The sequence below is a fragment of the Acidisoma sp. S159 genome, from assembly GCF_009766125.1.
Lineage (GTDB): Bacteria > Pseudomonadota > Alphaproteobacteria > Acetobacterales > Acetobacteraceae > Acidisoma.
The window spans coordinates 81504-107273 of sequence record NZ_LMUG01000091.1 but is presented as its reverse complement, the minus strand read 5'-3'; the positions used below and the strand labels follow the sequence as shown (position 1 = coordinate 107273).

General features: G+C 60.9%; 24 protein-coding genes. 17 read left to right on the top strand and 7 right to left on the bottom strand.

Annotation, left to right across the window (positions count from 1 at the left end; translation table 11 throughout):
• Window positions 1-19: 19 nt before the first annotated feature.
• Window positions 20-1102 carry an IS5 family transposase gene (locus GSQ92_RS27700; RefSeq protein ID WP_159014704.1) on the bottom strand — a complete coding sequence of 361 codons (1083 nt, stop codon included), beginning with the start codon at window positions 1100-1102 and terminating at the stop codon, window positions 20-22.
• A gap of 319 nt (window positions 1103-1421) precedes the next feature.
• On the opposite strand from GSQ92_RS27700, the gene GSQ92_RS27695 reads away from it, so the two are divergent.
• Window positions 1422-1868 carry a DUF2501 domain-containing protein gene (locus GSQ92_RS27695; protein WP_158806571.1) on the top strand — a complete coding sequence of 149 codons (447 nt, stop codon included), beginning with the start codon at window positions 1422-1424 and terminating at the stop codon, window positions 1866-1868.
• Between the two features lie 85 nt (window positions 1869-1953).
• On the opposite strand, the gene ggt is transcribed toward GSQ92_RS27695, so the two are convergent.
• Both ggt and GSQ92_RS27685 read right to left on the bottom strand, forming a co-directional pair.
• Window positions 1954-3690 (bottom strand): gamma-glutamyltransferase, encoded by a 1737-nt coding sequence (ggt, locus tag GSQ92_RS27690; RefSeq protein ID WP_159014703.1) that lies wholly within the window; start codon window positions 3688-3690, stop codon window positions 1954-1956.
• 274 nt (window positions 3691-3964) lie between these two features.
• Window positions 3965-4249 (bottom strand): hypothetical protein, encoded by a 285-nt coding sequence (locus GSQ92_RS27685; RefSeq protein WP_158806573.1) that lies wholly within the window; start codon window positions 4247-4249, stop codon window positions 3965-3967.
• Window positions 4250-4856: 607 nt separating this feature from the next.
• Here GSQ92_RS27685 and GSQ92_RS27680 point away from each other — a divergent pair.
• The 5 genes from GSQ92_RS27680 (at window position 4857) to GSQ92_RS27660 (ending at window position 10900) form a co-directional block, all read left to right on the top strand.
• Window positions 4857-6650, top strand: coding sequence for an FAD-dependent oxidoreductase (locus tag GSQ92_RS27680; RefSeq protein WP_254065976.1), 1794 nt, complete (start codon window positions 4857-4859; stop codon window positions 6648-6650).
• On the top strand, window positions 6635-8491 hold the full coding sequence (locus tag GSQ92_RS27675; protein ID WP_158806574.1) for a 2-oxoacid:acceptor oxidoreductase subunit alpha: 1857 nt from the start codon (window positions 6635-6637) through the stop codon (window positions 8489-8491). Before GSQ92_RS27680 ends, GSQ92_RS27675 begins: the two co-directional genes overlap by 16 nt.
• Complete coding sequence (locus tag GSQ92_RS27670; protein WP_158806575.1) at window positions 8488-9543, top strand: 2-oxoacid:ferredoxin oxidoreductase subunit beta; 1056 nt, start codon at window positions 8488-8490, stop codon at window positions 9541-9543. Before GSQ92_RS27675 ends, GSQ92_RS27670 begins: the two co-directional genes overlap by 4 nt.
• A gap of 195 nt (window positions 9544-9738) precedes the next feature.
• On the top strand, window positions 9739-10269 hold the full coding sequence (locus tag GSQ92_RS27665) for a sigma-70 family RNA polymerase sigma factor (RefSeq protein ID WP_254065977.1): 531 nt from the start codon (window positions 9739-9741) through the stop codon (window positions 10267-10269).
• Entirely contained in the window at window positions 10259-10900 is a 642-nt protein-coding gene (locus tag GSQ92_RS27660) for an NrsF family protein (RefSeq protein WP_158806576.1), read from the top strand. The genes GSQ92_RS27665 and GSQ92_RS27660 overlap by 11 nt, the downstream gene beginning before the upstream one ends.
• Window positions 10901-11123: 223 nt before the next feature.
• On the opposite strand, the gene GSQ92_RS27655 is transcribed toward GSQ92_RS27660, so the two are convergent.
• From GSQ92_RS27655 to msrB, 3 genes are read right to left on the bottom strand one after another with little or no spacing between them, the layout of a single operon-like run.
• Window positions 11124-11822 (bottom strand): thioredoxin family protein, encoded by a 699-nt coding sequence (locus GSQ92_RS27655; protein WP_159014702.1) that lies wholly within the window; start codon window positions 11820-11822, stop codon window positions 11124-11126.
• Between the two features lie 24 nt (window positions 11823-11846).
• Window positions 11847-12584 (bottom strand): peptide-methionine (S)-S-oxide reductase MsrA, encoded by a 738-nt coding sequence (msrA, locus tag GSQ92_RS27650; protein ID WP_254065978.1) that lies wholly within the window; start codon window positions 12582-12584, stop codon window positions 11847-11849.
• A gap of 12 nt (window positions 12585-12596) precedes the next feature.
• Entirely contained in the window at window positions 12597-13079 is a 483-nt protein-coding gene (gene msrB / locus GSQ92_RS27645) for a peptide-methionine (R)-S-oxide reductase MsrB (RefSeq protein ID WP_158806578.1), read from the bottom strand.
• A 194-nt stretch (window positions 13080-13273) separates the two neighbouring features.
• Between msrB and GSQ92_RS27640 the strand changes: the two genes are divergently transcribed.
• The 11 genes from GSQ92_RS27640 (at window position 13274) to GSQ92_RS27590 (ending at window position 24467) form a co-directional block, all read left to right on the top strand.
• Complete coding sequence (locus GSQ92_RS27640; protein WP_216850622.1) at window positions 13274-14056, top strand: SDR family NAD(P)-dependent oxidoreductase; 783 nt, start codon at window positions 13274-13276, stop codon at window positions 14054-14056.
• Window positions 14057-14110: 54 nt separating this feature from the next.
• Entirely contained in the window at window positions 14111-14881 is a 771-nt protein-coding gene (locus GSQ92_RS27635; protein WP_216850623.1) for a FadR/GntR family transcriptional regulator, read from the top strand.
• 34 nt (window positions 14882-14915) lie between these two features.
• Window positions 14916-16088 carry an aminotransferase class I/II-fold pyridoxal phosphate-dependent enzyme gene (locus tag GSQ92_RS27630; protein ID WP_254065979.1) on the top strand — a complete coding sequence of 391 codons (1173 nt, stop codon included), beginning with the start codon at window positions 14916-14918 and terminating at the stop codon, window positions 16086-16088.
• Between the two features lie 13 nt (window positions 16089-16101).
• A complete protein-coding gene (locus GSQ92_RS27625; RefSeq protein WP_254065980.1) occupies window positions 16102-17406 on the top strand; it encodes a sugar ABC transporter substrate-binding protein in 1305 nt (434 codons plus the stop codon).
• A gap of 7 nt (window positions 17407-17413) precedes the next feature.
• Window positions 17414-18337 (top strand): carbohydrate ABC transporter permease, encoded by a 924-nt coding sequence (locus tag GSQ92_RS27620; protein WP_158806579.1) that lies wholly within the window; start codon window positions 17414-17416, stop codon window positions 18335-18337.
• On the top strand, window positions 18334-19182 hold the full coding sequence (locus GSQ92_RS27615) for a carbohydrate ABC transporter permease (protein ID WP_158806580.1): 849 nt from the start codon (window positions 18334-18336) through the stop codon (window positions 19180-19182). Before GSQ92_RS27620 ends, GSQ92_RS27615 begins: the two co-directional genes overlap by 4 nt.
• Before the next feature lie 188 nt (window positions 19183-19370).
• The gene (locus GSQ92_RS27610) at window positions 19371-20396 is read left to right on the top strand and encodes a substrate-binding domain-containing protein (protein WP_216850624.1); all 1026 of its coding nucleotides are present in this window, start codon (window positions 19371-19373) and stop codon (window positions 20394-20396) included.
• 69 nt (window positions 20397-20465) lie between these two features.
• Window positions 20466-21470: an ABC transporter permease gene (locus tag GSQ92_RS27605; protein ID WP_158806581.1), complete on the top strand. Its 1005-nt coding sequence runs from the start codon at window positions 20466-20468 to the stop codon at window positions 21468-21470.
• A 5-nt stretch (window positions 21471-21475) separates the two neighbouring features.
• On the top strand, window positions 21476-22252 hold the full coding sequence (locus tag GSQ92_RS27600; RefSeq protein ID WP_158806665.1) for an ATP-binding cassette domain-containing protein: 777 nt from the start codon (window positions 21476-21478) through the stop codon (window positions 22250-22252).
• Window positions 22253-22337: 85 nt separating this feature from the next.
• Window positions 22338-23438 (top strand): carbohydrate kinase family protein, encoded by a 1101-nt coding sequence (locus tag GSQ92_RS27595; protein WP_158806582.1) that lies wholly within the window; start codon window positions 22338-22340, stop codon window positions 23436-23438.
• 3 nt (window positions 23439-23441) lie between these two features.
• On the top strand, window positions 23442-24467 hold the full coding sequence (locus GSQ92_RS27590; RefSeq protein ID WP_158806583.1) for a hypothetical protein: 1026 nt from the start codon (window positions 23442-23444) through the stop codon (window positions 24465-24467).
• An 81-nt stretch (window positions 24468-24548) separates the two neighbouring features.
• Here the strand turns inward: GSQ92_RS27590 and GSQ92_RS27585 are convergent, their stop codons facing one another.
• The gene (locus tag GSQ92_RS27585) at window positions 24549-25586 is read right to left on the bottom strand and encodes a hypothetical protein (protein WP_158806584.1); all 1038 of its coding nucleotides are present in this window, start codon (window positions 25584-25586) and stop codon (window positions 24549-24551) included.
• Between the last annotated feature and the right edge of the window lie 184 nt (window positions 25587-25770).

The window sequence follows — 25770 nt, the reverse complement described above, 5'->3', positions numbered from 1 at the left end:
GGACAGACTCCGGGCATGGCTACACCGCCGCAGCCAGCAATTTGGGCAAGCGCACCAGATTGTAAGCAGCCGCGACAAAGGTGAACATCCAGCCGACCCGGGCGGTGCCGCGATGGCGCGTCTTGCGCAAGCCGCCCACCGTCTTCATCCAGCCGAACACCTCCTCGATGCGCTTGCGGACCCTTAAGCTGGCCGCGTAGCCGACGTGGCGGGTGGTGCGGCCATCGATGGCCGAGCGGCGTCCTTTGGTGTTCTGCGTGACATGCGGCGTGACGCCGAGCCGGCGCATCTCGGCGACGAACTCCTGAGTATCGTAGCATTTGTCCGTTCCCAGGGTGATACGCCCGTCATCGGGCAGGTCGCCGATCATCGCGATGGCGGCTTCACGTTCGGCGGTGCCGGTGGCCTTGGTGAGCGACGTGTCCACCACCAGACCGTTGCGGTTCTCCATCAGCGCGTGCCCGATGTGGCAGAGCTTGGCAGCCTGGCCTGCTGCTTTCTTATAGAGCCGCGCATCGGCATCCGTGGTCGAGGCATGTGTCTGATTGCTGCGTGGCTCGCCGCGGAAGTCGACTTCGCCGTTGCGACCCGATGTTGGCGGCTCGCCCGATCCGTCCTTCGGGCGAAAGCTCTTCATGCTGGCCCACGCCTCGATCAGGGTGCCGTCCACCGAGAAATGCTCGTCCGACAGCAGCGGCTTGACCTGGGGATCCACCAGAATTGCGGTTAGAAAGCCGCGCGCGATGTCGCCCTGCAGGAGGCGCTCCCGGTTCTTGGTGAACACCGTCACGTCCCAGACCGACGCGTCCATCGACAGCCCGACGAACCAGCGGAACATCATATTGTAGGTGATTTGCTCCATCAGCTGACGTTCCGAGCGCACCGAGAACAGGGCTTGCAGCAACAACGCCCGCAGCAACCGCTCCGGCGCGATCGAATCACGCCCGCCAGGGGCATAGATCTTATCGAACTGCGGCGAGAGACGCTGCAATGCGGCGTTCACCAGCGGGCGGATGGCTCGCAATGGATGATTTTGTGGCACCAATGCTTGGGGGCTGACGTAGCTGAACATCGCAGGAGTCTGATAATCGGCACCACGCACTTGCAAACGTCCTCAGATCAACTGAGGGCTATTGAATCGTCTCGTAGCCGATTTGGGAAGCCAAATTTCCGCATCCTGTTAGACCGACAAGACCGCCTTCAGGAACCCAGCTTCGGGAAGCAGTAATCTGTCGTGTGGTCCTGCTCCACACGCTTACAAATATCACATGAGACACGCTCGCGGAGCGCTACCGCGAGAGCTGTTCATCAACGTCGGCGGATCACACGAGATTGGCGATCGCATTATTTCTTGCTCTTGACCTCGGGCGTCGAATGCTCACTGTTCTACCTTGCTGAGCCTAGCCATGCGAGGATGTCCGATGAAAAAGCTGCTTCTGGGCCTCTTGGCAGTGCCGCTTCTCGCCGTTGCAATCCCAGGCGTGCCCGCCCAGGCGCAATTGCTGAACGCACTCCAGGGTGCCACCGGCTCGGGCCAGGGCAGTGCGCTAGGGTCGGCTATGAGTGGATTAGGCGGCCTCTCCGGCTCGTCCGTGGGTTCGGCGAGCACCAGCAACATCGCCGGTGTCCTCCAATATTGCGTTCAGAACAATTTCGTGAGCGGCGGGTCGGCGAGTTCGGTGAAGGATGCTCTCGTCAACAAGGTGACAGGCTCGGGCGGGGCTTCCTCCAGCCAATTCACCGAGGGCAGTCAGGGCGTCTTGCAGGCGGGCGGGCAGAACGTGCAACTCGGCGGAAGCTCCTTGAAGGAGCAGCTGACACAACGCGTTTGTTCGGAGGTTCTGAAGCGGGCGAAGTCGCTGCTCTAGCCAACACGCCTGCTTGGATTGCTGCGGCTAATCCGGAGAAGCGGTGGTTGGTGCCGAGTACGTGTCGGATCGCGGGACCGCGTGATCAGTAGCCTACTGCCGCCCCTGCTGGGCTGCGATCATCGTTTACCCCGTAAAGCTTGTGCGGCTTGGCCAGGATGAGTTCCATGGCGCCCCAGCGACGCGCGGGGCGTATCTCATAGCCCATCGCTTTCAATGTTTTGAGGGTATCCGCCGATAGAGCGAGTGGCTCGGTATCGATCGCGTCCGGCAGCCACTGATGATGAAAGCGCGGAGCACTCACGGCCGCGGTCGGCGATAGATCATAGTCCAAGATATCCAGCAGCGTCTCCAGGACGATCGTAATGATGCGCGACCCTCCGGGTGATCCCAGCACGAGGAAAACCCGGCCATTTTTTGTTACCACCGTCGGTGCCATTGATGAGAGGGGACGCTTTCCTGGGGCTATGGCATTTGCCGCGCCCTGAACCAATCCAAACTTGTTCGGCACGCCAAGCTTCGCGGTGAAGTCGTCCATTTCATCGTTGAGTAGGAAGCCTGTGCCCGGGGCCATCACGAAAGCGCCGAAGCCGCCATTGATCGTGTAGGTGACGCTCACGGCATTCCCCGCCTTGTCGAGGATCGAGTAATGCGTGGTTTGCGTCTTCTCCTGCGATGATGTGCTGGGCCGAAGCTCGTTCGATGCGCCAGCGCGTTGCGCGGGAATGACCGCGCGTATGGCGGCGGCGTTTTGCGGCGACAGCAGGCGGGCAACCGGATTGGTGACGAAGTTCGGATCGCCCAGATAGGTATTGCGATCGAGATAGGCGTGACGCTCGGCTTCCGTAATCGCGTGGACGGCTGCGGCGGAGTGGAACCCTAGCGCCTTCATGTTGTAGCCGGAGAGGATATTCAGGATCTCGCAAAGCGTCGTTCCGCCCGAGGAAGGCGGTGGCGCGGAAAAGACCCGATACCCGCGATAGTTGCACTTCAGAGGCTCGCTTTCGCTTATCGTGTAGTTCGCGAAATCCGCGGCTTTCAGGATTCCGCCCGCGGCATCGGATGCAGTCTCCACCGCTTGCGGGATCCGCCCTTTGTAGAAGGCGTCTGATCCGTTCTTCGAGATAGCTTCTAACGTGTCGGCAAGTTCGGGCTGGACGAGCCGATCTCCAGGCTGCAGCGCATTGCCATCAGGCCGCAGGAAAATCTGGGCTAGGTCCGGCCGCGTGCGCAGTTGGGGAGCCACTATCTCGATGAGGTCGGTGTCCCCTTGGACCAAGACGAAGCCTTGGCGAGCCAGGCGGATCGCTGGGCCCATCACCTCGGCCCGAGGCAGCGTGCCATATTCGCGAAGCGCGGTGTCCAATCCCAACACTGTTCCAGGTACCGCAACGGCTTTCCAGCCATAGAGGCTGGCACCCGGAATGACCTTGCCTGCCGAATCGAGATACATATCCGGAGTTGCCAAGCCGGGTGCGGTCTCGCGGAAATTGATGAACCGATTCCGTCCGTCAGCGAGGTGCAGGGTCATGAATCCGCCGCCGCCGATATTGCCGCAGCACGGATTGACGACCGCCTCAGCGTAACCGACGGCCACGGCGGCATCGATGGCGTTGCCCCCGGCCTTCATGATCTCGACTCCGATCTCCGAGGCCAGGTGCTGGGAAGAAACGACCATGCCCCGGGTCGCTTCCACCGGCTGTTCCTGAGCGGCGCGCGTGGCCCCTGGCGGCAGGAGCAGGAGCAGGAGCAGGAGCAGGAGCAGGAGCAGGAGCAGGAGCAGGAGCAGGAGCAGGAGCAGGAAGAGCGAGGCATATCTCATGCTGGTCTTTCCGCTCATTCGAGACGGTTGCCTTGAGCGCCCTCGGCCACCCGAAGGCTGAGGCCGAAGCATCGAGGGCCACTCCGATCGCCGCGAAAAATCGACCGCGACTCGGGGCGGAATTTCAGATCTGCTGTGGATTGGGTTTGCGCTGTTGGCCGGATTGATTGCGGCTGAGTCAGATCGCGGTGGGCACCAAGGATGCCCACCGCGATCTGACGGCCGCCGATTCTGCGCTGATGAACCGCTAGATACGCGGCCCGCTCATCCTGAGTTAGCGCTTGGAATGCTTCATGTAGTTGTAGTTCTTGCCGTACATGTGCCGGTTGTGGCGCTTGTGGGTCTTGACGTGAGGGGTGCCGGTCAAAGCCGGTCCACCAGACGGGGCCGAATTGTTGGCGCCGCTGCCGACAGTACCTGCATTTTGGCCTGTCAGGGTGTTTACCGAGCCCGGGGCCGGGACCGGAGAGCCGGTCACCTGTGCTGACGCCGCCGTGACAACCGCGGCGGACATGGCAAGCCCGAGAATTAGAGCCAGAGGAGAGCGAGGTTTACGCATCAGTAGCATCCTGTTGCAAGTGTGACGGGCGATCTAGTCGGCGCGACCGTGGACGCAGATCTCCCAGGTCGATCCATAAAGCATTCAAAATCCGAACAACTCAAGGGATTTTGATCGAAGATGGTGACCTAAAGGAGCGCTCCGACCCTGGTCTATGGTTGAGCTGGCAAAAAATAAGCTCCGACTTGGCTGACCTTAGCCGAGGATGTCTCGTCGGCCGGCCCAGCGTGAGGGTTATCATGAATTGGCCCGACTCGGACAGGAGCATTGTGTTTTGGACCGTCCGGTTGAGCTTGGCGGAAGATCGGATATCTGGGGAAGACCGTCAACAAATTTGAGGCATTTCTCCCGATTACGGAGTTCTGAGGCGCCCCCCTGTAGCCTGGGATCGCGGTGGCCCGCACAGCGTCGGATTGACCTAGTCCCCAGCTTCTTCCGGTGACCGCCATGCGCCCGGCGCAAGCTGCCTATGGTTGCTGGGGTTCACCTTTCCGCCTAGTGTTCCCGCCTAAGCGACGGGATTATAATGTCGCGAAAGATCGGCTTAAGCCTGTAGCAGCTTGATTGCCCGGCCCCGCTAGGCTGGTAAGCGGGCTGGAGTTGGGGGGTGCTTTTGCTACCGACCGATATTCGGAATCCTGACTATTTCCATAAAGTTGTGGATTGTCAGTGGGCCTGCCCGGCGCATACGCCGGTTCCCGAATACATCCGCCTCATCGCTGCTGGCCGCTATGCCGATGCGTATATGGTGAATTGGGAATCAAACGTCTTCCCCGGCATCCTGGGGCGCACCTGCGATCGTCCCTGCGAACCTGCCTGCCGGCGAGGCCGGGTCGAGGAAGAGCCGGTGGCGATCTGCCGCCTCAAGCGCGTCGCCGCTGACTACAAGGGCGACATTTCGGCGAGGCTGCCCACGCCAGCGACGGCCCGCAACGGCAAGCGCATTGCGCTCGTCGGCGCTGGGCCCGCCTCCCTGACTGTAGCGCGGGACCTCGCACCGCTCGGCTATGAGGTCGTGGTATTCGACGGGGAAAGCCGCGGCGGCGGCATGATCCGGAGCCAGATCCCGAAATTTCGGCTCCCCGAGCAGGTCATCGATGAAGAGGTGGGCTATGTGCTCGATCTCGGTGTCGAGACCCGGTTCGACACCCGAATCGATAGCCTCAAAGGGCTCCTCGATGAGGGCTTTGACGCGGTTTTTGCTGGGTCAGGGGCGCCCCGTGGCCGGGACCTGGTGCTTCCGGGCCGCCAGGAGGCCGCTGGCAATATTCATATCGGCATCGATTGGCTGTCATCGGTGTCCTTTGGCCACATCACCGCCATTGGCAAGCGGGTGATCGTGCTGGGCGGCGGCAATACCGCGATGGATTGCTGCCGCTCCGCCCGCCGCCTAGGCGGCACCGAGGTGACGGTCGTGGTGCGCAGCGGATTTGAGGAGATGAAGGCGTCGCCTTGGGAAAAGGTCGACGCGATGCATGAGGACATCCCGATCCTCAATTTCCTTGTGCCCAAGGAGTTCACCCATGAGGACGGCCGTCTGACCGGCGTGCTGTTCGAGAAGGTGCGCGCTGAGATCGACGAAAAGGGCAGGCGCAAGCTGATGAATGCCGGTGAGCCCGACGTGCATATGCCCTGCGACGACGTCCTGGTCGCGGTCGGCCAGGAGAATGCCTTCCCATGGATCGAGCGCGATATCGGGCTCGAGTTCGACCGCTGGGACATGCCGGTGGTGGATCAGGTCACGTTTCGGTCGACACATCCGAAGGTATTCTTTGGCGGCGACGCCGCCTTCGGGCCGAAGAATATCATCTGGGCTGTAGCGCATGGTCATCAGGCGGCGATCTCGATCGACCTCGCCTGCCGCGGTGAGGAACTGCAAAACCGGCCGCCGCCGCATGTCTGGCTGAGCAGCCAGAAGATGGGCATCCATGAGTGGAGCTACGACAACGACGTCTCGAACGATCTGCGCTTCGCCGTGCCGCACCAGGACAAGGCGATTGCCCTCGCCGACATCAAGGCCGAGGTCGAGCTTGGCTTTGACCTGAAGCAGGCCTTCGCGGAAGCACAGCGATGCCTGAACTGCGACGTGGAGACTGTGTTCTCCGACGCGGCTTGTATCGAGTGCGATGCCTGTGTCGATATCTGCCCGGTGGACTGCATCACCTTTACCGAAAATGGTCCGGAAGCCGAGCTGCGCACGCGACTCAATGCTCCGGCGGTTAATCTCACCCAAGACCTTTACGTTTCCGGTCCGTTAAAGACTGCGCGGGTAATGGTGAAGGACGAGGACGTCTGTCTGCATTGTGGCCTTTGCGCTGAGCGTTGCCCCACCGGTGCCTGGGATATGCAACGCTTTCTTCTCGATGTGGCACAGGCGGGATCGGCATGCTCCAAGCATTGAATGCGGCTAACAGCCTACAACGCGTCAATGATTTCGTAGTCAAATTCGCTAACGTCAACGGCTCGGGTTCCGCGAGTGCCAATCAGCTATTCGCCAAGTCCGTCCTCCGGATGGGCATACCGGTGGCGCCACGCAATATCTTCCCGTCCAATATTCAGGGATTGCCGACCTGGTACGAGATGCGCATCTCGGAAGCCGGCTATCTTGGCGCCCGCGAAGGCACCGACCTCATGGTTGCGATGAATCCGCAGACCTGGGACCAAGACATCGCTTCCATCGTGCCGGGCGGCTATCTTTTCTACGATTCAACTAAGCCACGGCCCGCCAGCCAATTTCGCGACGATATCGTCGTAATCGGTATGCCGCTAACCGAGCTGTGCAACAAAGAATATAGCGATCCACGCCAGCGACAACTGTTCAAAAACATTATCTATGTTGGCGCGCTGGCCGCCTTGCTGCAGATCGACATTGCTGAACTCGAGACCCTGATCGGCGAACAATTCAAGGGCAAGGATAAGCTGATCGCTCCCAATATTCATGCACTGCATATGGGACGAGACTACGCGCTAGCCCACCTCAAATGCCCCATCGGCCTGACGCTGCGGCGGTCCGACGCGGTCGGTGACCGGATCTCCATCGAGGGTAACGCGGCTGCCGCACTCGGCGCCGTCTACGGTGGTGCCACGGTCGCCGCCTGGTATCCGATCACGCCGTCCTCCTCACTTGCCGAAGCATTTCAGAAATACTGCGCCCGCTACCGGGTGGACAAGGTAACCGGAGAGAATCGCTTTGCGATCGTGCAGGCCGAAGACGAGCTGGCCTCTATCGGCATGGTGATTGGCGCGGCCTGGAATGGCGCGCGTGCCTTTACCGCCACTTCCGGCCCCGGCATCTCGCTGATGCAGGAGTTCTTTGGCCTGGCCTATTTCGCTGAAATCCCAGCGGTGATCTTTGACGTGCAGCGCGCCGGCCCCTCAACCGGCATGCCGACACGGACCCAGCAATGCGATCTATTGGCCTGCGCCTACGCGTCCCACGGCGACACCAAGCATGTGATGCTGCTGCCGGAAGATCCGCATGAGTGCTTCACATTCGGGGCGCTGGCTTTCGATTTGGCGGATCGGTTGCAGACGCCGATCTTCGTCATGCTCGACCTTGATATCGGCATGAATGAGCGGCTGACGCGGCCCTTCACATGGGACGACACACGCCAGATGGATCGCGGCAAGGTCATGACCGCCGCTGATCTGGAAGCCGGACGCGAATTCGGACGTTATCTAGACGTTGATGGTGACGGCATTACCTACCGCACCTATCCCGGCACGCACCCGACGCGCGGTTCGTTCTTCACGCGCGGCACGTCGAAGGATCGGCACGCGCGCTACACCGAGCGGGCCGAGGCATACGAAGAGAACATGCAGCGGCTGCTGCGGAAGTTCGCAACGGCGGCGACTCTTGTTCCGGCGCCCGAGGTAAGGGCGGCGCGTGAGCCCACCCGTCTCGGCGCGATTTACTATGGCTCGACCAGTGCCGCGATGCATGAGGCGGATGATCGCCTTGCGGAACAGGGCGTCCATCTCGATCTGATGCGGGTTCGGGCTTTTCCGTTCAGCGAGGAGGTTCGCGCCTTCATCGAAGCGCATGACAAGGTTTTTGTTGTCGAGCAGAATCGTGATGCGCAGCTGCGCACGCTGATCGTGAACGAGTTAGAGATCAACCCGGCCAAGCTGCAGCGGGTATTGCACTACGATGGCTCGCCCATCACGGCGGGGATGATTGTGGAAATGATCGAGGAGCACGCTTCATCGACCGTCGTGCCGATCCGGAGAAGCGCGCCATGACCTTCCTGCCGAAGCCCAAGCTGCATCACCCTGGCCTCGCCGCGAACACCCTCGGTTTCACGCGCCGCGACTATGAGGGGACAATCTCGACCCTTTGTGCCGGCTGCGGCCATGACTCCATCAGTGCCGCGATTGTCCATGCTTGCTTTGAATTGGACCTGCCGCCCCATCGCATCGCCAAGCTTTCCGGCATCGGTTGTTCGTCCAAGACGCCGACCTATTTCCTCGGCAATTCGCATGGGTTCAACAGCGTGCATGGACGGATGCCGTCCGTCCTGACCGGTGCCAATCTGGCGAATCGCGAGTTGATCTATCTCGGCGTTTCCGGCGATGGAGATTCCGCTTCAATCGGCCTCGGCCAATTCGCCCACGCCATGCGGCGCGGCGTCAATATGGTCTACATCGTGGAGAACAATGGCGTGTACGGCCTCACCAAGGGCCAGTTCTCCGCGACCTCCGATAAGGGTGCTAAAAGCAAACGAGGCGTGGTCAATAATGACGAGGCGATTGATCTTGTCAGCATGGCGATGCAACTCGGTGCGGGCTTCGTGGCGCGCAGCTTCTCCGGGGACAAGGGCCAACTCGTGCCGCTGATCCAGGCGGCGCTGACGCATCAAGGCGCCGCCTTCATCGACTGCATCTCGCCTTGTGTCGCATTCAACAATCACGTCGGTTCGACCAAAAGCTTCGACTATGTGCGCGAGCATAATGAGGCGGTGAACTATCTGGATTTCATCACCGAACGCGAGGAGATCACGGTCGACTACGCGCCTGGTTCGGTGGAGGTGGTCAAGCAGCATGACGGCTCGCTGCTACGGCTTCGTAAGATCGCGGGCGACTATGATGTGCATGACCGGGCGGCGGCGATCAGCTTCCTGCAGCATCGGCGCGCATCCGGGGAAATCGTGACCGGTCTGCTCTATGTCGATCAGGAACCGGACGACTTGCACGGTTATATGAACACCGTCTCGACGCCGTTCAACGAGCTCGTTGAAGCGGATCTGTGCCCAGGCTCGGCCGCGCTCGATAAACTGAACGCGGCGCTGCGCTGACCCTGGCCGGAGTGCCGGGCGAAGCATCGGACGAGCTTCGCTCCTCGCTGAACAGGCAGGTGTAACCCATGGCTCCTCGTCTTCGAATGAGAGACCATGGTCGCCGCGCAAATGCCGAGGAGTGCCGGGTCGCCGACCTTGCTTCGATGGGTCCGCCCGGTCGTAGTGATGCTCGCGCCAGGCCGGGAGTCTCGCGTGGTCGATAGCGACTGGGGTTCGCTTATGGCGGCCGCGCAGTCGGGAAATGGCGGGGTCTATCACCGCCTTCTCAGTGAGATCCGTGTTTGGCTGCGCCAGTATTTCGCCCGGCGCCTACCTCCTTCGATGGTCGAAGATGCTGTTCAGGACACGCTCCTGGCAATTCACGAGAAGCGGCATACCTACGATCCGGCGCGCCCATTCGGGCCCTGGCTTGCGGCGATCGCCCGCTACAAGTGGATCGACCGTCTGCGATCGATGAAAGCTCGGCCAACGGAAGCGCTGAGCGACACGATCTCCGTCGGCGATCACGAGGAGGCGGTCACCAGCGCCACATCTCTCGAGCGTCTTCTGCGCGACCTGAAACCGGCGCAGTCGGAAGTAATTCGGCTGGTCAAGCTGCAGGGCTTCAGCATCGAGGAGGCCGCCGCCAAAACGGGCCAGTCGGTCTCACTCGTCAAAGTCAATATTCATCGTGGCTTGGCGCGTCTGGCGTCCGTGGTGCGAGGGCGATCAGATGCCGAATAATCAGCTGATCGACCGCCTCGCGGGCGATCTCAAACCTGTTCGCCGCCGCAGCCCGAGAATCGAGGGGCTGCTGCTGATGGCTCTTTGCGTCCTGGAGCTCGCACTATTCCTGGGAATGGGCCAGGCGCGACCGGATATGCACATGGCGATGGGTCTGCCGTCATTCTGGTGGAAGCTGGGAAGCATGGGCCTGATCGCGGTCGCGGGCGGCGTCACGGCTATCTGGTCATTGGACCCGGCGACCTCACCACGGCGCGGACTGAGATTGCTCATTATCGTCATCGCCTTGTGCTTCGCGACGGGATGGCTGGTCGATGCGGCGCGTGCCGGGATCCCAACTTTGGCAGCCCGGCTGGCTTGGCATGACGGCCTTCAGTGCGTTTACAAAATGGTCGTTCTGTCAGTGCCGCCGGTGATTGGTCTCGGACTTCTTATGCGGCGGGGGGCGCCGACGGATACTGGCGGCACGGCCCTGGCGGTGGGCATCGCCGCGGCGGCCTGGGGTGCGTTCGTGTTCGTCTTTGCCTGCCCGCATGACGATCCGCTTTACGTCGCTGTTTGGTACACTGTGGGATGCGGATTGGTGACGCTTGTCGCGCGGTTGCTGCTCCCGTTGCTGACGCGGTGGTGAAACGAGCGGCGGCGTAGGGCATGACGATCCAATAGTGGACTGCGACCCAAAAGATCCGTCATGGCACGCGAAGGCGTGCCATCCACACCTTGCCTTCGTCACGCAGGCAAGGCGTGGATTCTCGGCCTTCACAGAGGACGACGTGGTGGAGGTGAGAGATTCAAAACAGAGAATCGCGCCCCGGCGACATCAACGCAAAGCGGTCGCAGCAATTCTGAAGCCGTCAGGATCCCGCGCCGTTGAGCCGTGCCGCTCCAAGGATGCGGCCATCGCCAGCCTGTAGCAGTACGGCGAATTCTTCCCCCGCCGGCGTCGCATGTTGTAGTTCAAGCGCGGCGCCGGTCCATTTTCCAGCCACATCCAAGGATCTGACGATATTGGACTCCAGCACAGTGCGCCCGCCATTCTCGCCTCTCGCGATAGGCGTTCGGTGGTGAGAGTCGAACCCGATCAACACGACCGTGCCGCGCCCTGTTCCCTGAGCGATCGAGATGGTTAGGGTCTCCCCCGTGCGGGCCAGCCGAAGCGGAACACTCGGGGCATTTGCGGCGCGGGAGATCTCGTCAAGCCCTTCCGCGCGATCCGAGCCGACGAAGGCATGCGCGCCACCAACCACCATTTCCGGCGTATAGACTTGCCCATCGCCAAGCCTACTCGCGTAGTCCTGTTGCCGGCTCGTGGCCGCTTGCAGCGAATACGGATCCTTCCAACCCAAATTATCCCAATAGGTGATGTGAAACGCCAATGGCAGCACATCACGCCGTTGCCGCGCGAGGTCAGTCAGAAACGCATCCGCGGGCGGGCAGGAGGAACAGCCCTGAGACGTGAAGAGCTCAACGACAACCGGTGCCTTCTGAGCGAAGCAACCTGTCGCGGGAACCGCGAAAAGTCCCAGCCCCGCCAGAAGAAGAACAGCACGCATGCTTCCTAATCCCGCGTGCAGATCTCAGGACTTTCCAGTATTGGCGATCAAGACCGGGCTCGTCGAGAAATGCTCCGGAAACACCTTGCTCAGGGCTTCGATCTTTGGCAGGTCAAAGGTGCTGATATATCCGCTGTCGGGATGCAGCGTTAGATAGTTCTGGTGATAGCCCTCGGCTTTGTAGAAGCCCGTGTCATGGCCGACAATCGTCGCGATGGGCGCGGAAAACACTTTCGCTTGGTCGAGCTGCGCGATGTAGAGCTTCGCGACTTGCGCTTGTTCCGGCGTCGTCGTGAAGATCTCTGACCTGTACTGCGTGCCCGTATCCGGCGACTGCTGATCGACCTGAGTCGGATCGGAGACGACCGAGAAGAAAATCTGCAAAAGCTGCTCGTAGGACACGACTTTCGGATCGAAGGTCACCCGCACGGATTCCGCGTGGCCGGTCGTGCCCGTGCTCACCGTTTCGTATTGCGCGGTATCCGCTTTGCCGCCGTCGTAGCCAGACATCGCCTCCGTCACGCCTTTGACGTGCTGGAATGTCCCCTGCACGCCCCAGAAGCAGCCGCCCGCGAAGACAACCGTCTCGGAAGACGCCGTGCTCGCCGGTTCACTGACCGCGGGGAGGGGAAGCCGCTGGTCGAGATCGGCCGCGCGGGCCGTCAGGAACTGACCCGAACCGAAAGCAGCAACCAGAAGCGCGCCCAGGCCAACAGCCGCCGAGCGCGCCGGGGATGCCTTTACCATGGAAATGATCGACACGATCTTGGTCCTTTACGCCGGTTTGAAGGTAAGCGCGACGCCGTCCATGCAATAGCGCAGGCCGGTGGGCTTCGGTCCGTCCGTGAAGACATGGCCGAGATGGCCGCCGCAACGTTTGCAATGGACTTCGTCGCGGTCCATGCCGAAGCTGGTGTCAGTTGACGTCGCGACCGCGTTCGTCAGCGGCTGCCAGAAACTCGGCCAGCCCGTGTGGCTGTCGAATTTTGTCGCCGAGGAATAGAGCGGCAGGGCGCAGCCGGCGCAGTTATAGACGCCCTTCCTCGTCTCGAGGTCGAGCGGGCTAGAAAACGGTGCCTCGGTGCCTTGGTGGCGAAGGACGTCATAGGCGGCCGGGCTGAGCATGGCCCGCCATTCCTGGTCGGTATGCGTCACCTCGAACGTCGCCGCCAATGCGGGTTTCCGCCGCGGCAGCCCGATAAGCACCCCCAGGCCGGCAAGCGCCGTCGCTCCGAAGATCGCCCGTCTGGTCACCATGTCCGCGTCTCCCTGCTAGAGTGTATCCGCTATCTCATTCGTGGCCGTTGGCGCTCGGGTTACACCCGTCGGGCGTCGTAAAGAGCCTACGTCCGGATCACTCGGGCGGATGCTCAGAACCCCGCGAGCCTTGCGCCAACGTTAGATCTGCCAGAGGTTTTCCGGGTGGCACTTTACAGTATGGGGTCCCCGCCGTGTCCGAGTCTGAAGCGATACCGAATCCCTATAGAGTCGATGGCCTCGTAGCGGTGGTTACCGGCGGCGCGAACGGCATTGGTCTCGCGACCGGCAAAGTTTTGGCGTCGCTGGGCTGTCGGGTCGTATTGGCGGACCGTGACGGAGACGCCGCGATGAGTGCTGCGTCGGAGATCGGGTCGGATTTCGCCACGGGTCTTGAACTGGACGTCACGGACGAAGCCGGTATCGAGACCGCCTTCGCGGAGATCGGATCGCGGGAAGGGCGGTTCGACATCCTGGTCAATAACGCCGGCCGGGTTATCCGCCGGCCGTCGCTTGAACTCGCGCTTGACGATTGGAACGCGGTGGTCGCCGTCAATATGACAGGCGTGTTTTTATGCGCGCGGGCTGCCGCCGGCCAGATGATCAAAAGCGGCTTCGGGGGCGCGATCGTCAACACCGCTTCGATTTTGGGTCTGTCAGGTGGCGGCCTCTATCCGAATATTTCCTACCAGACGACCAAGGGCGCTGTAGTGAATATGACGCGTGCTTTGGCGGTGGAATGGGCGCCTCACAAGATTCGCGTCAACGCCGTCGCGCCGACCTGGACGCGCACGGCCTTCATTGGCGAGCTCGAACAGAATCCTGATCTGATGCGCCGGATTCGCGAAGTGACGCCGCTTGGTCGCCTCGCCGAGCCAGAGGAAGTCGCGCATGCCATCGCTTTCCTGGCGAGCCCCGGGGCGGCGATGATTACCGGGCATACGCTCGCCGTCGATGGCGGCTTTCTCGCCCAATAGGGCACGGACGAAGGAGGGCCGGGGAGTTGACGCCGCCTTCCGGTTGATCCAACCTTGGTCGGGTTGTCGGACCAATTTTGGCGGGAGGCTGGTATTAGCGATTTCGCCTTGGCGCCGATCCGGCCGCAAACTCGCGACCAGGCGGTCCTGACATCGCTCGCCGCTTTCATTGCCTCGGCCGGACTTTCGCCCGGCGCGCGCTTGCCCACCGAGCGCGCGCTTGCCGAGAAGCTGGCGGTGAGCCGGGGGACAATTCGCGAGGCGCTCAAGCGCTGGGAAAGCCTGGGCGTCATCGACATGAGGAAGGGGTCCGGAACCTTTCTTCTGCGCGCCATCTCGCCCGACAGCCTCCACTTGCCGCTCACTCTACCGGGTCATGATCTCCAGAGCCTGCTACATATGCTGGAGGTTCGCCGCGCCCTTGAGGCGGAGGCCGCCGCGATATGCGCGGAGCGGGCAAGTGCCGGGGAACTGGCTCTTATCCGAGACCGGCTCGACCGGATGGAGCCGGTCTTCTTCCAGCCCGGAGAGGTGTCGACGCAATCCGATTGGGAGTTTCATCAGGCCATCATCACGAGCGCGGCCAATCCGCTCATCACCCAGATGTTGGGCGCGATGCGCGACCTTATGCATCGGTTTTGGGAGCATCCTCTGGGCATGGCGGATTTCGGCCATGCGAGCTTCCCCTTCCATCGCACGATATTCCAGGCGATCGCGCGCGGCGACGCTACGGGCGCCCGGGAAGAGACATTCAAGCTGCTGGAGACCGTGCGGCACGATCTGATGCGCGGCGCCACAATGCGAAAAGTCGAGATCGATGGCTGACATGCCGCTAAGCGAAACGACGAAGGTTTCCAGCGTGCCAGATCGCACTGCCGTTCTTGAGCGGGCGGCAACCCTACTGGCGCATGACGAGAACCTGCCGTTCGACCCCGTCGTTCCGCCGATTTACCAATCGTCGCTCTTTACCTTCCGCAGTTACCAAGAAATGGAAGACGCCTTCGCCGGCCGGATCAGCCGCCCGATCTACAGCCGCGGAGACAATCCCACGGTCATGGAATTCGAGCGCCGCGTCGCCGCGCTCGAGGGAACCGAGGCGGCGCGAGCCTTCTCCTCGGGCATGGGCGCCATCAGCGCCACTGTGCTCGCTTTCGTCAGCAGCGGCGACCGCATCCTTTCGGCCCGACACATCTATGGCGATACTTTCAGGCTGTTTCAGCGCCTGCTGCCCCGCTTCGGCATCACCGTGGATTATGTCGATGCGACAGATCCCGAGTCGGTGGCGGCACAGCTACCGGGCGCTCGTCTTCTCTATCTGGAGAGCCCGAGCTCGAATGTTTTCGAGCTGCAGGAATTGCCTCGGCTTGCGGCTCTGGCTCGGTCCCACGGAGTCCTTACAGCAGTCGATAATTCCTGGGCGACCCCGCTATTTCAGCAGCCCGCGCGACACGGCATTGATCTCGTGCTGCATTCCGCATCGAAATACCTCGGAGGGCATTCGGATACGGTCGCCGGTGTCGTGGCCGGCGGCGCCGAGCTTATCCGGCGGGTGAATGAAACCACCTATTCGATGTTTGGCGCCAAGCTCTCGCCCTTTGAGGCATGGTTGTTGCTGCGGGGCCTGCGTAGTCTGCCACTGCGGCTGCAACGTCACGAGTCAAGCGGGCTGCGCATCGCGGCGCAGTTGCGCGACCATCCGTCGGTTCTTCGCGTCATGCATCCGGCTTTCTCGAATCATCCGGGCGGGGCGACGTTGCTGGGCTCGACCGGGCTCTTTTCCTTCGAGGCCAATAGCACGATCGACGTTCCGGCCTTCGTCGATGCTCTCACGCTGTTTCGCATTGGTGTAAGCTGGGGCGGCCATGAGAGCCTGGTCGTGCCCGCGCTGGCGACCCTGCAGCAAACGCCAGGATCTAATTCGCTGTCGTATTTCGGGGTTACCGAGGGAACGATCCGCCTGCATGTCGGTCTAGAGGATCCGGCGGCTTTATGGGCTGATCTCGAGCAAGCGCTGCTCAAAGCGCGACGTTAAAATGGGGGAAAAGATGACCAGAACGACCAGCAAGCTCCGCAGTCTATGCGCGAAGGCGGCTGCCGCCGCCCTTGTGGTGGGGATGTTCGCGGGAACCGCCTGGGCTGATACCACGCTGAAGGTCGTGGAGGTCATTCCAAGCCCCGCCCGAACGGCACTGCTTCAGCAGCAGTTCGCGGCCTTCGAGAAGGCCAATCCTGGCGTGCATGTTCAGCTGACTTCTCTGCCCTGGGGCGAGGCCTTCGAGAAGTTCCTCAATATGGTTCAGGCCGGCGATACTCCCGACATCGTGGAGATGCCGGATCGCTGGCTCGGGCTTTATGCCAATAACGATCAGCTCCTCGATCTCGGGTCTTACCTGAAGGCTTCGCCGGATCTCGCCACGCTGAGCGATCGTGCGAAGCAATTCGGCTCCGCCGTGCATGGCACGCTCTATGAGATTCCCTACGGCTTCTATGTGCGCGGCCTGTTCTGGAACAAGAAGCTTTTCGCCCAGGCCGGTCTCACGGCACCCCCCGCGACCCTTGATGACTTTGTCGCTGACAGCAAGAAGATTTCGGCCATTCCCGGCAAATACGGCTATTGCCTGCGCGGTGGTCCGGGCGGGTTCTCCGGCATCACGATGTTCATGAACACGATGGATGGCAAGCCGGGCTATTTCAACAAAGACGGCAGCTCGACCTTCAGTGATGCAGGCTCTGTGCAGGGCCTGGAATTGCTGGCGCAGATGTACAAAGACGGCTCGGCTCCGAAGGATAGCGTGAACTGGGGCTTCAACGAAATCGTGGCGGGGTTCTATTCGGGCACCTGCGCCATGCTGGACCAGGACCCTGACGCTCTGATCGGCATCGCGGACAAAATGGCACCGGATGATTTCGCGGTGGCACCCATCCCGGTCGGGCCCAGCGGCAAAGCCTTCCCGACCCTTGGCTACGGCGGCTGGGCGATCTTCGCCAGTTCGGAAAAGAAAGACGACGCATGGAAGCTGCTATCGTTCATGGTGTCGCCGGCGAATAACCTGGCCTGGTCGAAGGTCGTCGGCACCCTGCCCGTGCATAAGAACGCCGAGCAGAACGCCTATTTCGCGAGTGACAAGTTCAAGGGCTGGTTCGCTGAACTCAACGACACGACGAAATACGAGATGGTGACGCCGCCGACCTATCTGGAGGGTTTCGGCGATCTTTACGATAACATCTCGATCAAGACGTTCCAGCAAGTTCTGCTGGGACAACGGACCGCAAAGGATGTGGCGGACCAGTGGGCGGCCTATCTGGTCGATCAGCTGAAAGCCTATAAGGCGAAGAAGGGTCAAAACTGAGCGCCCGATGTCTGTGACATTGAGCCAGGGCCGCGATGCGCACCGACCCTCCTTGGGTCGGGCTTTTCGCCGGGCGATCGAGCCCTGGCTCTATATCACTCCGGCGCTGACGATCCTGTTGTTGGTCTTGCTGATCCCGCTTGTCGTGGGCATTGGCTATTCCTTCCGCAGGTTCACGGCCTTCCGATCCGAATATGTCGGCTTGGATCAGTATCGCCGCATGCTGGGCGATCCGGCTTTAGGCCAGGCGCTGGTCAATACCGTTTGGTGGACCGCCGGCAGCCTGGTGTTGCAATTCGCTCTAGGTCTTGCCCTAGCACTGCTGCTGAACCGAGATTTTCGCGGCCGGAAATTCGTGCAAGCGGTTGTCTTCCTCCCCTGGGCAGTGCCGAGTTTCCTGGCGGGCCTTACCTGGGCGTGGCTGTTCAATCCGGTGATCGGCCCATTGCCCCACTGGCTATTTCACCTCGGCGTGCAGGCGCAGCCGACGAATATTCTGTCGGATCCAGCAACCGCGATGTGGGGGCCGATCCTCGCGAATGTCTGGTTCGGTGTGCCGTTCTTCGCCATCACCCTGCTGGCCGCGCTGAAATCCATTCCCAACGAGCTTTACGAGGCGGCGGCGCTCGACGGCGCAAGCGTCCTGCAGCGCTTCACCTGGCTGACGATCCCGTTTCTGGCGCCCACGATCGCTATAACCGTCATGCTGCGAACGATCTGGATTGCTACCTTCGCCGATCTGATATTCGTGATGACGGGCGGCGGCCCGGCCGGTTCCACGAATACCATCGCGACCTATGTCTATGTCAGCGCCTTCCGCGCGATGGACAAGGGATATGCGTCGGCCGTCGCAGTGCTGCTGCTGGTGCTGCTGGTTCTCTATGCGCTCGTTCTGATCGGCATGCGCCGCCGGCTGCTGACCCAGCCATGAGCCGCGCGAGATACTCGCCAGGACGGATGCTCGGAGGCATCGGCTTCTATGCGGCGGTGACCGCCTTCGTGGTCTTCGCGCTGTTTCCAATCTATTGGACCCTGAAGATATCGGTGACGCCCTCGTCGCTGCTCTATTCCGAGGGCATCACCGCCTGGCCGAGCAAGGCCACGTTGCATAATTATGCCAGCGTTTTGGCGGTGACGAACTTTCCGCGCTACTTTCTCAACAGCATCGTGGTTTCAGTCTCGACCGCGGTGCTGGTGACGGTCATCGCCTCGGCCGCCGGATACGCTTTTTCGCGGTTTCGCTTTCGGGGGAAGAACGTCGTCGCCTTTCTGTTGCTTCTCACGCAGACCTTTCCGCTCGTTATGGTCATCCCGCCGATCTATCGCATCATGGGAAGCTTGCATCTGACGAACAGCCTCACCGGCCTCGTCATCATCTACGTCGCCTTCAACATTCCCTTCGCCACCTTCCTCATGCAGTCCTTCTGCGACGGGGTCCCTCGTGATCTTGAGGAGGCAGCACTTATCGACGGCTGCACGCGGCCGCAGGCGTTGATGCGGGTGGTTCTGCCGCTCACGCTCCCGGGCATGGGTGCGACCATCGGGTTTGTCTTCACCGCGGCATGGAGCGAGTTGCTGTTCGCGCTCATGCTGATCGACGACGAAAACCGCAAGACTTTCGCGGTCGGGCTGCTGACCTTCATCGGCAAGTTTGACGTCGATTGGGGTCAGATGATGGCGGCGTCCATGCTCGGGCTGATTCCGGCGTGCCTATTTTTTGCGCTGTTGCAGCGCTACCTCGTGGCTGGGCTAACTGCGGGCGCCGTCAAAGGTTGAGGGAGCCGGGCGAGGGCGTGCCTCGGGCCAAAGATCCTGATAACGCGGCAGCCCCGTACGGGATGACCTAAACAAATCATAATCTTGTTGACGGTACCCAGGGCGGGCCGTAGCGTTTTGGAAGGGGACGGGCCGCGCCAGGTTGATGCTCGGGCAACCGTCAGGGACGACCAGGAAAGGACACAAGAATGAAGCGCCAAATGCGCCCGGCCGCTATTTCGTTTCGGTGCAAGTCACTGCTGGCCTCAGCCGCGATCCTCGGGCTGATGACATCGGCAGCGGTGCTGACTGGCACCGGCTCAGCGAGAGCTGCTGACCAGATCATCGTCGGCCTTGTTACAAAAACCGATGTGAATCCATACTTCGTGAAGCTGAGGCAGGCCGCCGCGGCCGAGGCCAAGGTGAAGGGCGTGAAACTCATCGCGCGCGCCGGAAAGTTCGACGGTGACAATGAGGGCCAAGTCTCGGCGATGGAATCGCTGATCAGCGCTGGTGCAAAGGGCATCATGGTCACGCCGAGTAACTCAAGTGGCGTCCTCAACATCGTCAAAGAGGCGCGCGCCAAGGGCATCATTGTTATCGCGCTTGATACGGCGACGGACCCTGCGGACGCGGTGGATGCTACCTTCGCGACCGACAACTTCCAGGCTGGCGTGCAGCAGGGCCAGTATGCGCGGGCCGCACTCGCGGGCAAAACACCGAAGCTCGCGATGCTGGATGGCACGCCGGGCGGCACGGTCGATACCTTCCGCCACAATGGCTTCCTCAAAGGCATTGGAATCGCCGAGGGTGATCCCGCGATTGTCGGCAAGCAGGACACCAACGGGCAGCAGGACAAAGGCCAGACCGGGATGGAGAATCTGCTCTCCGCGCATCCCGACATCAATGTTGTCTATACAATCAACGAGCCCGCGGCTGAAGGCGCCTACGCAGCGATCCGGGCGGCCGGCAAGACTAAAAGCATTGTGCTGACATCGATCGATGGCGGCTGCCTCGGCGTGAAATATGTCGCGGCGGGAAAGATTGCGGCGACGGTCATGCAGTTCCCGAAGAAGATGGCGCAACAGGGTCTGGACGCGATCGTCGATTATGCGAAAACCGGCAAGAAGCCGACCGGCTTCATCGATACCGGCTCGTATATCATCACCGGAACACCATTGCCGGGTGTGACGGCCAAGGACGTCGCCTTTGGCGAGAAGAACTGCTGGGGCTGAGGCGCCCATCGCTGACGGCGGCCGGATGTTTGTCCGACTGCCGTTGCCCCTCTCCACCGGAAGGCGGATATGAGCACGACTATCTCAGCGCCGCCTTCTGACGTGAAGCCCAAACGGGGTTTTGGGTCGATACTTCAAACCCTGGCGCGGCCGCCGATTGGTTCCCTGATCGTTCTGATCGCCTTCTGCGTGATCTTTTCGATTGTCACGAATACATTCCTTGCGCCGAGCAACCTTTCTCTGGTTGTGCAGCAAAGCGTGATTGTCGGCACACTTGCGATCGGTGAGACGCTCGTGATTCTCACGGCGGGAATCGATCTCGCCAATGGATCGATTGCGGTTCTCGGCACGATCATCGCCGGACGCTTGGTGAATGACGGCTACGATGCCTTGGGCTGTCTGGTGCTCGCCATCGTGGTCTGCACACTTGTCGGCGTGGTGTCCGGGACGCTCGTGAGTCGCCTGAAGCTGCCACCGTTCATCGTCACGCTCGGTCTGCTTGGAATCGTCACCGCTGCGACGCGATTAATTTCCCAAGGCGGTGCATTTCCTGTCACCGACGACCTTCTGTCCTGGACTGGAAACGTCTTCACCCTCGGCACAACGCCAGTGACCTACGGCATGGTCATCATGCTGGGCCTGTACGCGCTGATCTGGTATATTCTGACACAGACGGCATGGGGCCGGCAGGTTTACGCTATCGGCAATAGCCCTTCGGCCGCGAGATTGGTGGGCATCCCGGTCGGGCGCCGCATCCTTTCTGTTTATACCTTCGCGGCGCTTTTGTACGGGCTTGGCGCGTGGCTCGCGCTGGGGCGCATTCCCAATGCCGATCCGAATGCGCTGCAAACTGCCAACCTCGATAGCATCACCGCAGTCGTCATTGGCGGCACAAGCCTTTTTGGCGGACGTGGTAATATCTGGGGCACGCTGATAGGCACGCTGATCGTCGGCGTGCTCCGTAACGGGCTGACGCTCGTGGGCATTGATCCGCTATGGCAGGATCTGGTGACGGGCGTGTTGGTGATTGCCGCTGTCGCACTGGACCAGCTTTCCCGCTGGAGGCGCATGTGACGGCGATGACTTCCCTCATCATGGAGACCAGGGGCATCGTCAAACGCTATGGCCATGTCACGGCATTAGGCGGGGTCGACTTCGAGCTGCGCGATGGTGAGGTCCTGGCGGTCATCGGCGACAATGGCGCAGGGAAGAGTACCCTCGTTAAGGTGCTGAGCGGTGCTATAAATCCAGACGAAGGCGAAGTCCTGCTGGACGGACAGGCGATCCATTTCAGCAGCCCGCTCGATGCACGCATACGAGGGATCGAGACTGTCTATCAGGAGTTGGCGGTCGCGCCCGCGCTTGATATCGCGAGCAACCTCTATCTCGGTCGCGAATTGCGCCGAGCCGGCCCTCTGGGGCGCTGGTTGCGTATGCTCGATAAGCCAAAAATGAAACGCGAAGCTCAGCGTCATATGGATGAGCTGAAGTTTCGCCTGCCCGGAATCACCCACGCGGTGGAGGATCTCTCCGGCGGGCAACGACAAGGTGTCGCGGTGGCGCGCGCCGCCGTATTCGCCCGCAAGCTCGTGATCATGGATGAACCGACGGCTGCATTGGGTGTTCGCGAGACTGGGCAGGTGCTTGACCTCATCAAAGCGATACGCGATCGCGGCCTGCCGGTCATTCTGATCAGCCACAACATGCCCAATGTATTCGAGGTAGCCGACCGGATCCACGTCATGCGATTGGGACGTCGCGTCGCGCTGACGGATCCGAAATCCCATTCGATGGCTGACGTCGTCGCGATCATGACGGGCGCGATGCCAGGAACAGACCCTGTTCCCGAAGCATAATCGAAATCTTCTGGAGGATTGAGAGAGCCGTGCCGAGACTTATATTTTGCTCATCGCTGCTGAGAGTCGCGGAGTCTAGCGAAACGTGACCAATCCGGAGTTCCAGGGCACACGGCGCGGCATCCTGACTGGCGGCACCTGGTGTGTCGATCACAATCGAGTCATAGAGTTCTGGCCCGCCGAGGACGCGGTTGCGGAAATACTCTCCGACGAAATGCAGGGCGGTGGTTCAGCCTGCAACCTCGCCATCGACATACGCAAACTGGATTCCGATCTCCCCGTCGAAACGATCGGTTTGGTTGGCGACGATAGCGCGGGGCGCTTTCTGCTCGAGCAAGCGGAGTTGCATGGGATCCGGAACTCTCAGCTCACTGTGGCCAAGGACACGACGACACAGTTCGCCGAAGCCTATACGTCCAAGCTTTCGGGCCGGCGCACCCATATCTATCGTGCTGGCGCAAGCGCACTGCTCGCACCGGACGACTTTGACCTCGCTGCAACAACGGCGAAGATTCTTCACCTTGGCCTTCCCGGCGTCCACAAAACCATGGACCAGCCCTATCGCGATGATCCCAATGGCTGGGTAACGGTTCTGCGTCGCGCGCGCGCCTTGGGGATAGTCACAAACCTGGAGCTGGCAAGCGTCGCTCCCGGGCGTCTGGTGCCGCTCGTGCTTCCGTGCTTGCCCCACCTAAACCTTCTCATCGTCAATGATACGGAGATTGGCGTTCTCGCGGATCGAATAACTGTCATCGATGGAAAGACGGATGTGGAGGCTTGCATCGAAGCCGCTCAGAACATCCTTGAACGCGGCGAAATGGAAACTGTGGTTGTGCATTTTCCGGTGGGAGCGGTTGCGGTCACGAAGGACGGCAGAGTCGCTGTGCATCCCTCTGTGAATGTTCCACCGGAAGAGATAATCGGGGCGAACGGGGCAGGCGATGCCTTCGCGGCCGGCTTTCTCTACGGCTATCACGAGAACTGGTCTTTGGAGCGGTGTCTGGTTTTGGCCCATGCGGCGGCTGCGGCTTCACTCCGCAGCGTCTCGACAACAGGGTCGATGGAGAGTTGGGAAACTTGTCTGGCATATGCGACGCGCTGGGGCTCCCGGGATCAGCCCCTCGATCGTCAGGCCGTGTCATATGCTAGACTATATTCGCCATCGACATTTTCACTGCGAGGTTAGAGCATGACTCGTCTGGACGAGAAATTAGCGCGGATCCTGAAGGGCGAATATAAGCGCCAGGATTTCATCATCGCGGATGCAAAAGATGGTGACATGGGCTCCGGTATCACTGTCGGTGGCCCGCGCTATGATGCCGAAGGCCGGGTCGTGGGGTGGAAAACGCGGCAAGACTACCTCGACCAGATCAGGGCTGTCGTGCAGCAGGATATCGTCGATATCATGCTCACCTCGGCGGCGAATCTTGAGGTTCTCCAGGAACAGGGCGTATTCCAGAATTCCGCTGTGAAGCCGGCAATCCGGGCCAATGACGCGACTGATTGCTGGGGCGGCATTCGTGGCTCGACCTATGCAAAGCACGGCTCGCGTCCCTTCCGCACAGCGGTACTGAGTCGGGTGATGTATGGATCTGCTAGCCCGGAGCCGGGCCGAACCGTGACGGGTACCGATCTCGGTTTGTATTCGGTAACATTCAACAACAATCTCGATGCCGATATCCGGTCCTTGGAAGCATTTACCGCCTTCCGGCATGAAGCCGCGGCGATCGGGTTCAAATATTTTCTCGAAGTCTTCAATCCGAATGCGTCGGAGCATATCGAGGCGGAAGCCGTTCCGGCTTTTGTCAATGATTGCCTATTGCGTTGCCTGTCTGGAGTGTCGAAGGCGGACAGGCCTCGCTTCCTGAAAATCCCATTTAATGGTCCGAAGGCATTGGAAGAATTGGCCTCCTTCGATCCTTCGATTGTTGTCGGAGTTCTTGGCGGCGGCGCGGGAACCACGCGCGACACGTTCGAGCTCTTGTTTCAGGCGGAGCGCTCAGGCGCCCGGCTCGCGCTATTCGGGCGGAAGATCAATCTTGCCGATTCACCCCTGGCGCTCGTCGAATTCATGCGCCGGGTGGCGGATGGAGAGATCGCGCCGGTGGAAGCGGTTCGTGCCTACCACGCGGAACTTCAAAAGGTAGGTATTCGGCCGCAACGCTCCCTGGACGCGGATCTGGAGATCACTGAAGCGCCGTTGCGACACAGTTGACTTCCGGTTGGATCGCCATGGAGCCGCCTGCATTAGGGCCGCAGAAAATACCTAAATGCAGGTCCGTCTCCAACAGTCCGATCAGCGCGCCAGGCTCGTTCCCTCGATGCGGTAGGCGAGGACGAAGGGCGTCTCCGGCGTCAGCTTGATGGCCGTATGCACGCCTTCCTCAGATATCGGATTGACGTTCACGGCCGCGGCGGTCCCGAGGTCGAAAGCCGAGGCAACGGGCTCGACGCCGACGCAGAGATTCTCGCCATTCCAGGGCTCGAAATGGCGGCCGCGATTGCTCATCCAGAGAAGACATGACGGTAGCTTCGTCGGATCCCAACTGAGCGTCCACGCAACCTGTGTCGAGTCGTCAACGAGCCGCATGCTTCCATTGATCCCGCACAGCTGCAGTATCTCCTCGCGGTCCTCGGCAAACGGGAGACGGTCGAAGCTTCCCGTGCCACCGGCGGAAACAGGAACAGCGGCGAGTCTTTCAAAGCGAGCGTTTGCTTTGGCATGAGTAACGCCATCGGCGCCCGGATGGGTTAGACCAAAGGCAAAGCTGCCCGGTTCTATGCGGAACGAGCCAGGCTTTCCGCGTAGCGCGAAATTCGGATGAAACCCGACTGGGCGCGCGCAGATGCGGCGCGCGAGAATTTCTACAGAGACGTCGAGCGCGGGCTTGCCGGGAACCGGCAGGACGGTTCGGGTGACGCTCAAGATGCAAGAATCTTGCGGGTATTCCAGCTTTATCACCAGGCTTTGTTCTGAACCAGACACGAGCGACCAATCCGAATTGGCGCAATAGCCGTGTAGATACTCGTCACTTTCGGAGAGACCGCCCGACACTGAATCTGCAGGCGTCCGCGTAACGGCGGTGGCCCAAGGCTCGGGCAGGTTGTCGGACGCGTCGTAGGGACGCCCGAAGGGAAGGCACAGCAAGTCGCCGCGCAGATTTGCCAGGATCGGGGGTTCGACGCTACGGCCTTGACCGATCCAGGGCGCCTCATGGAATGGCTCGGCCAACCGGCCATCTTCGAGGCGAAATTCGCAATGTCCTAACGCGCCGCCGCCGGCATGAACGGTGGCACGACCATGCGACCACGCGATTGACCAGGATTGACTCATTTCAGTGCTTCCATCGACCTAGAGCTTGGATCAGAGAGTCCCAAATGGCACCAGCCTCACGACGACGGGGCGGTGTCACCGCGCCGGCTATTGTAGGTAGTATAACGCCGGCCACGCTCATCGTATACGCGAATACTATACTTTCTTCCTCCGTTCCCCATCGAAAAACTATGTGTGTTGTATC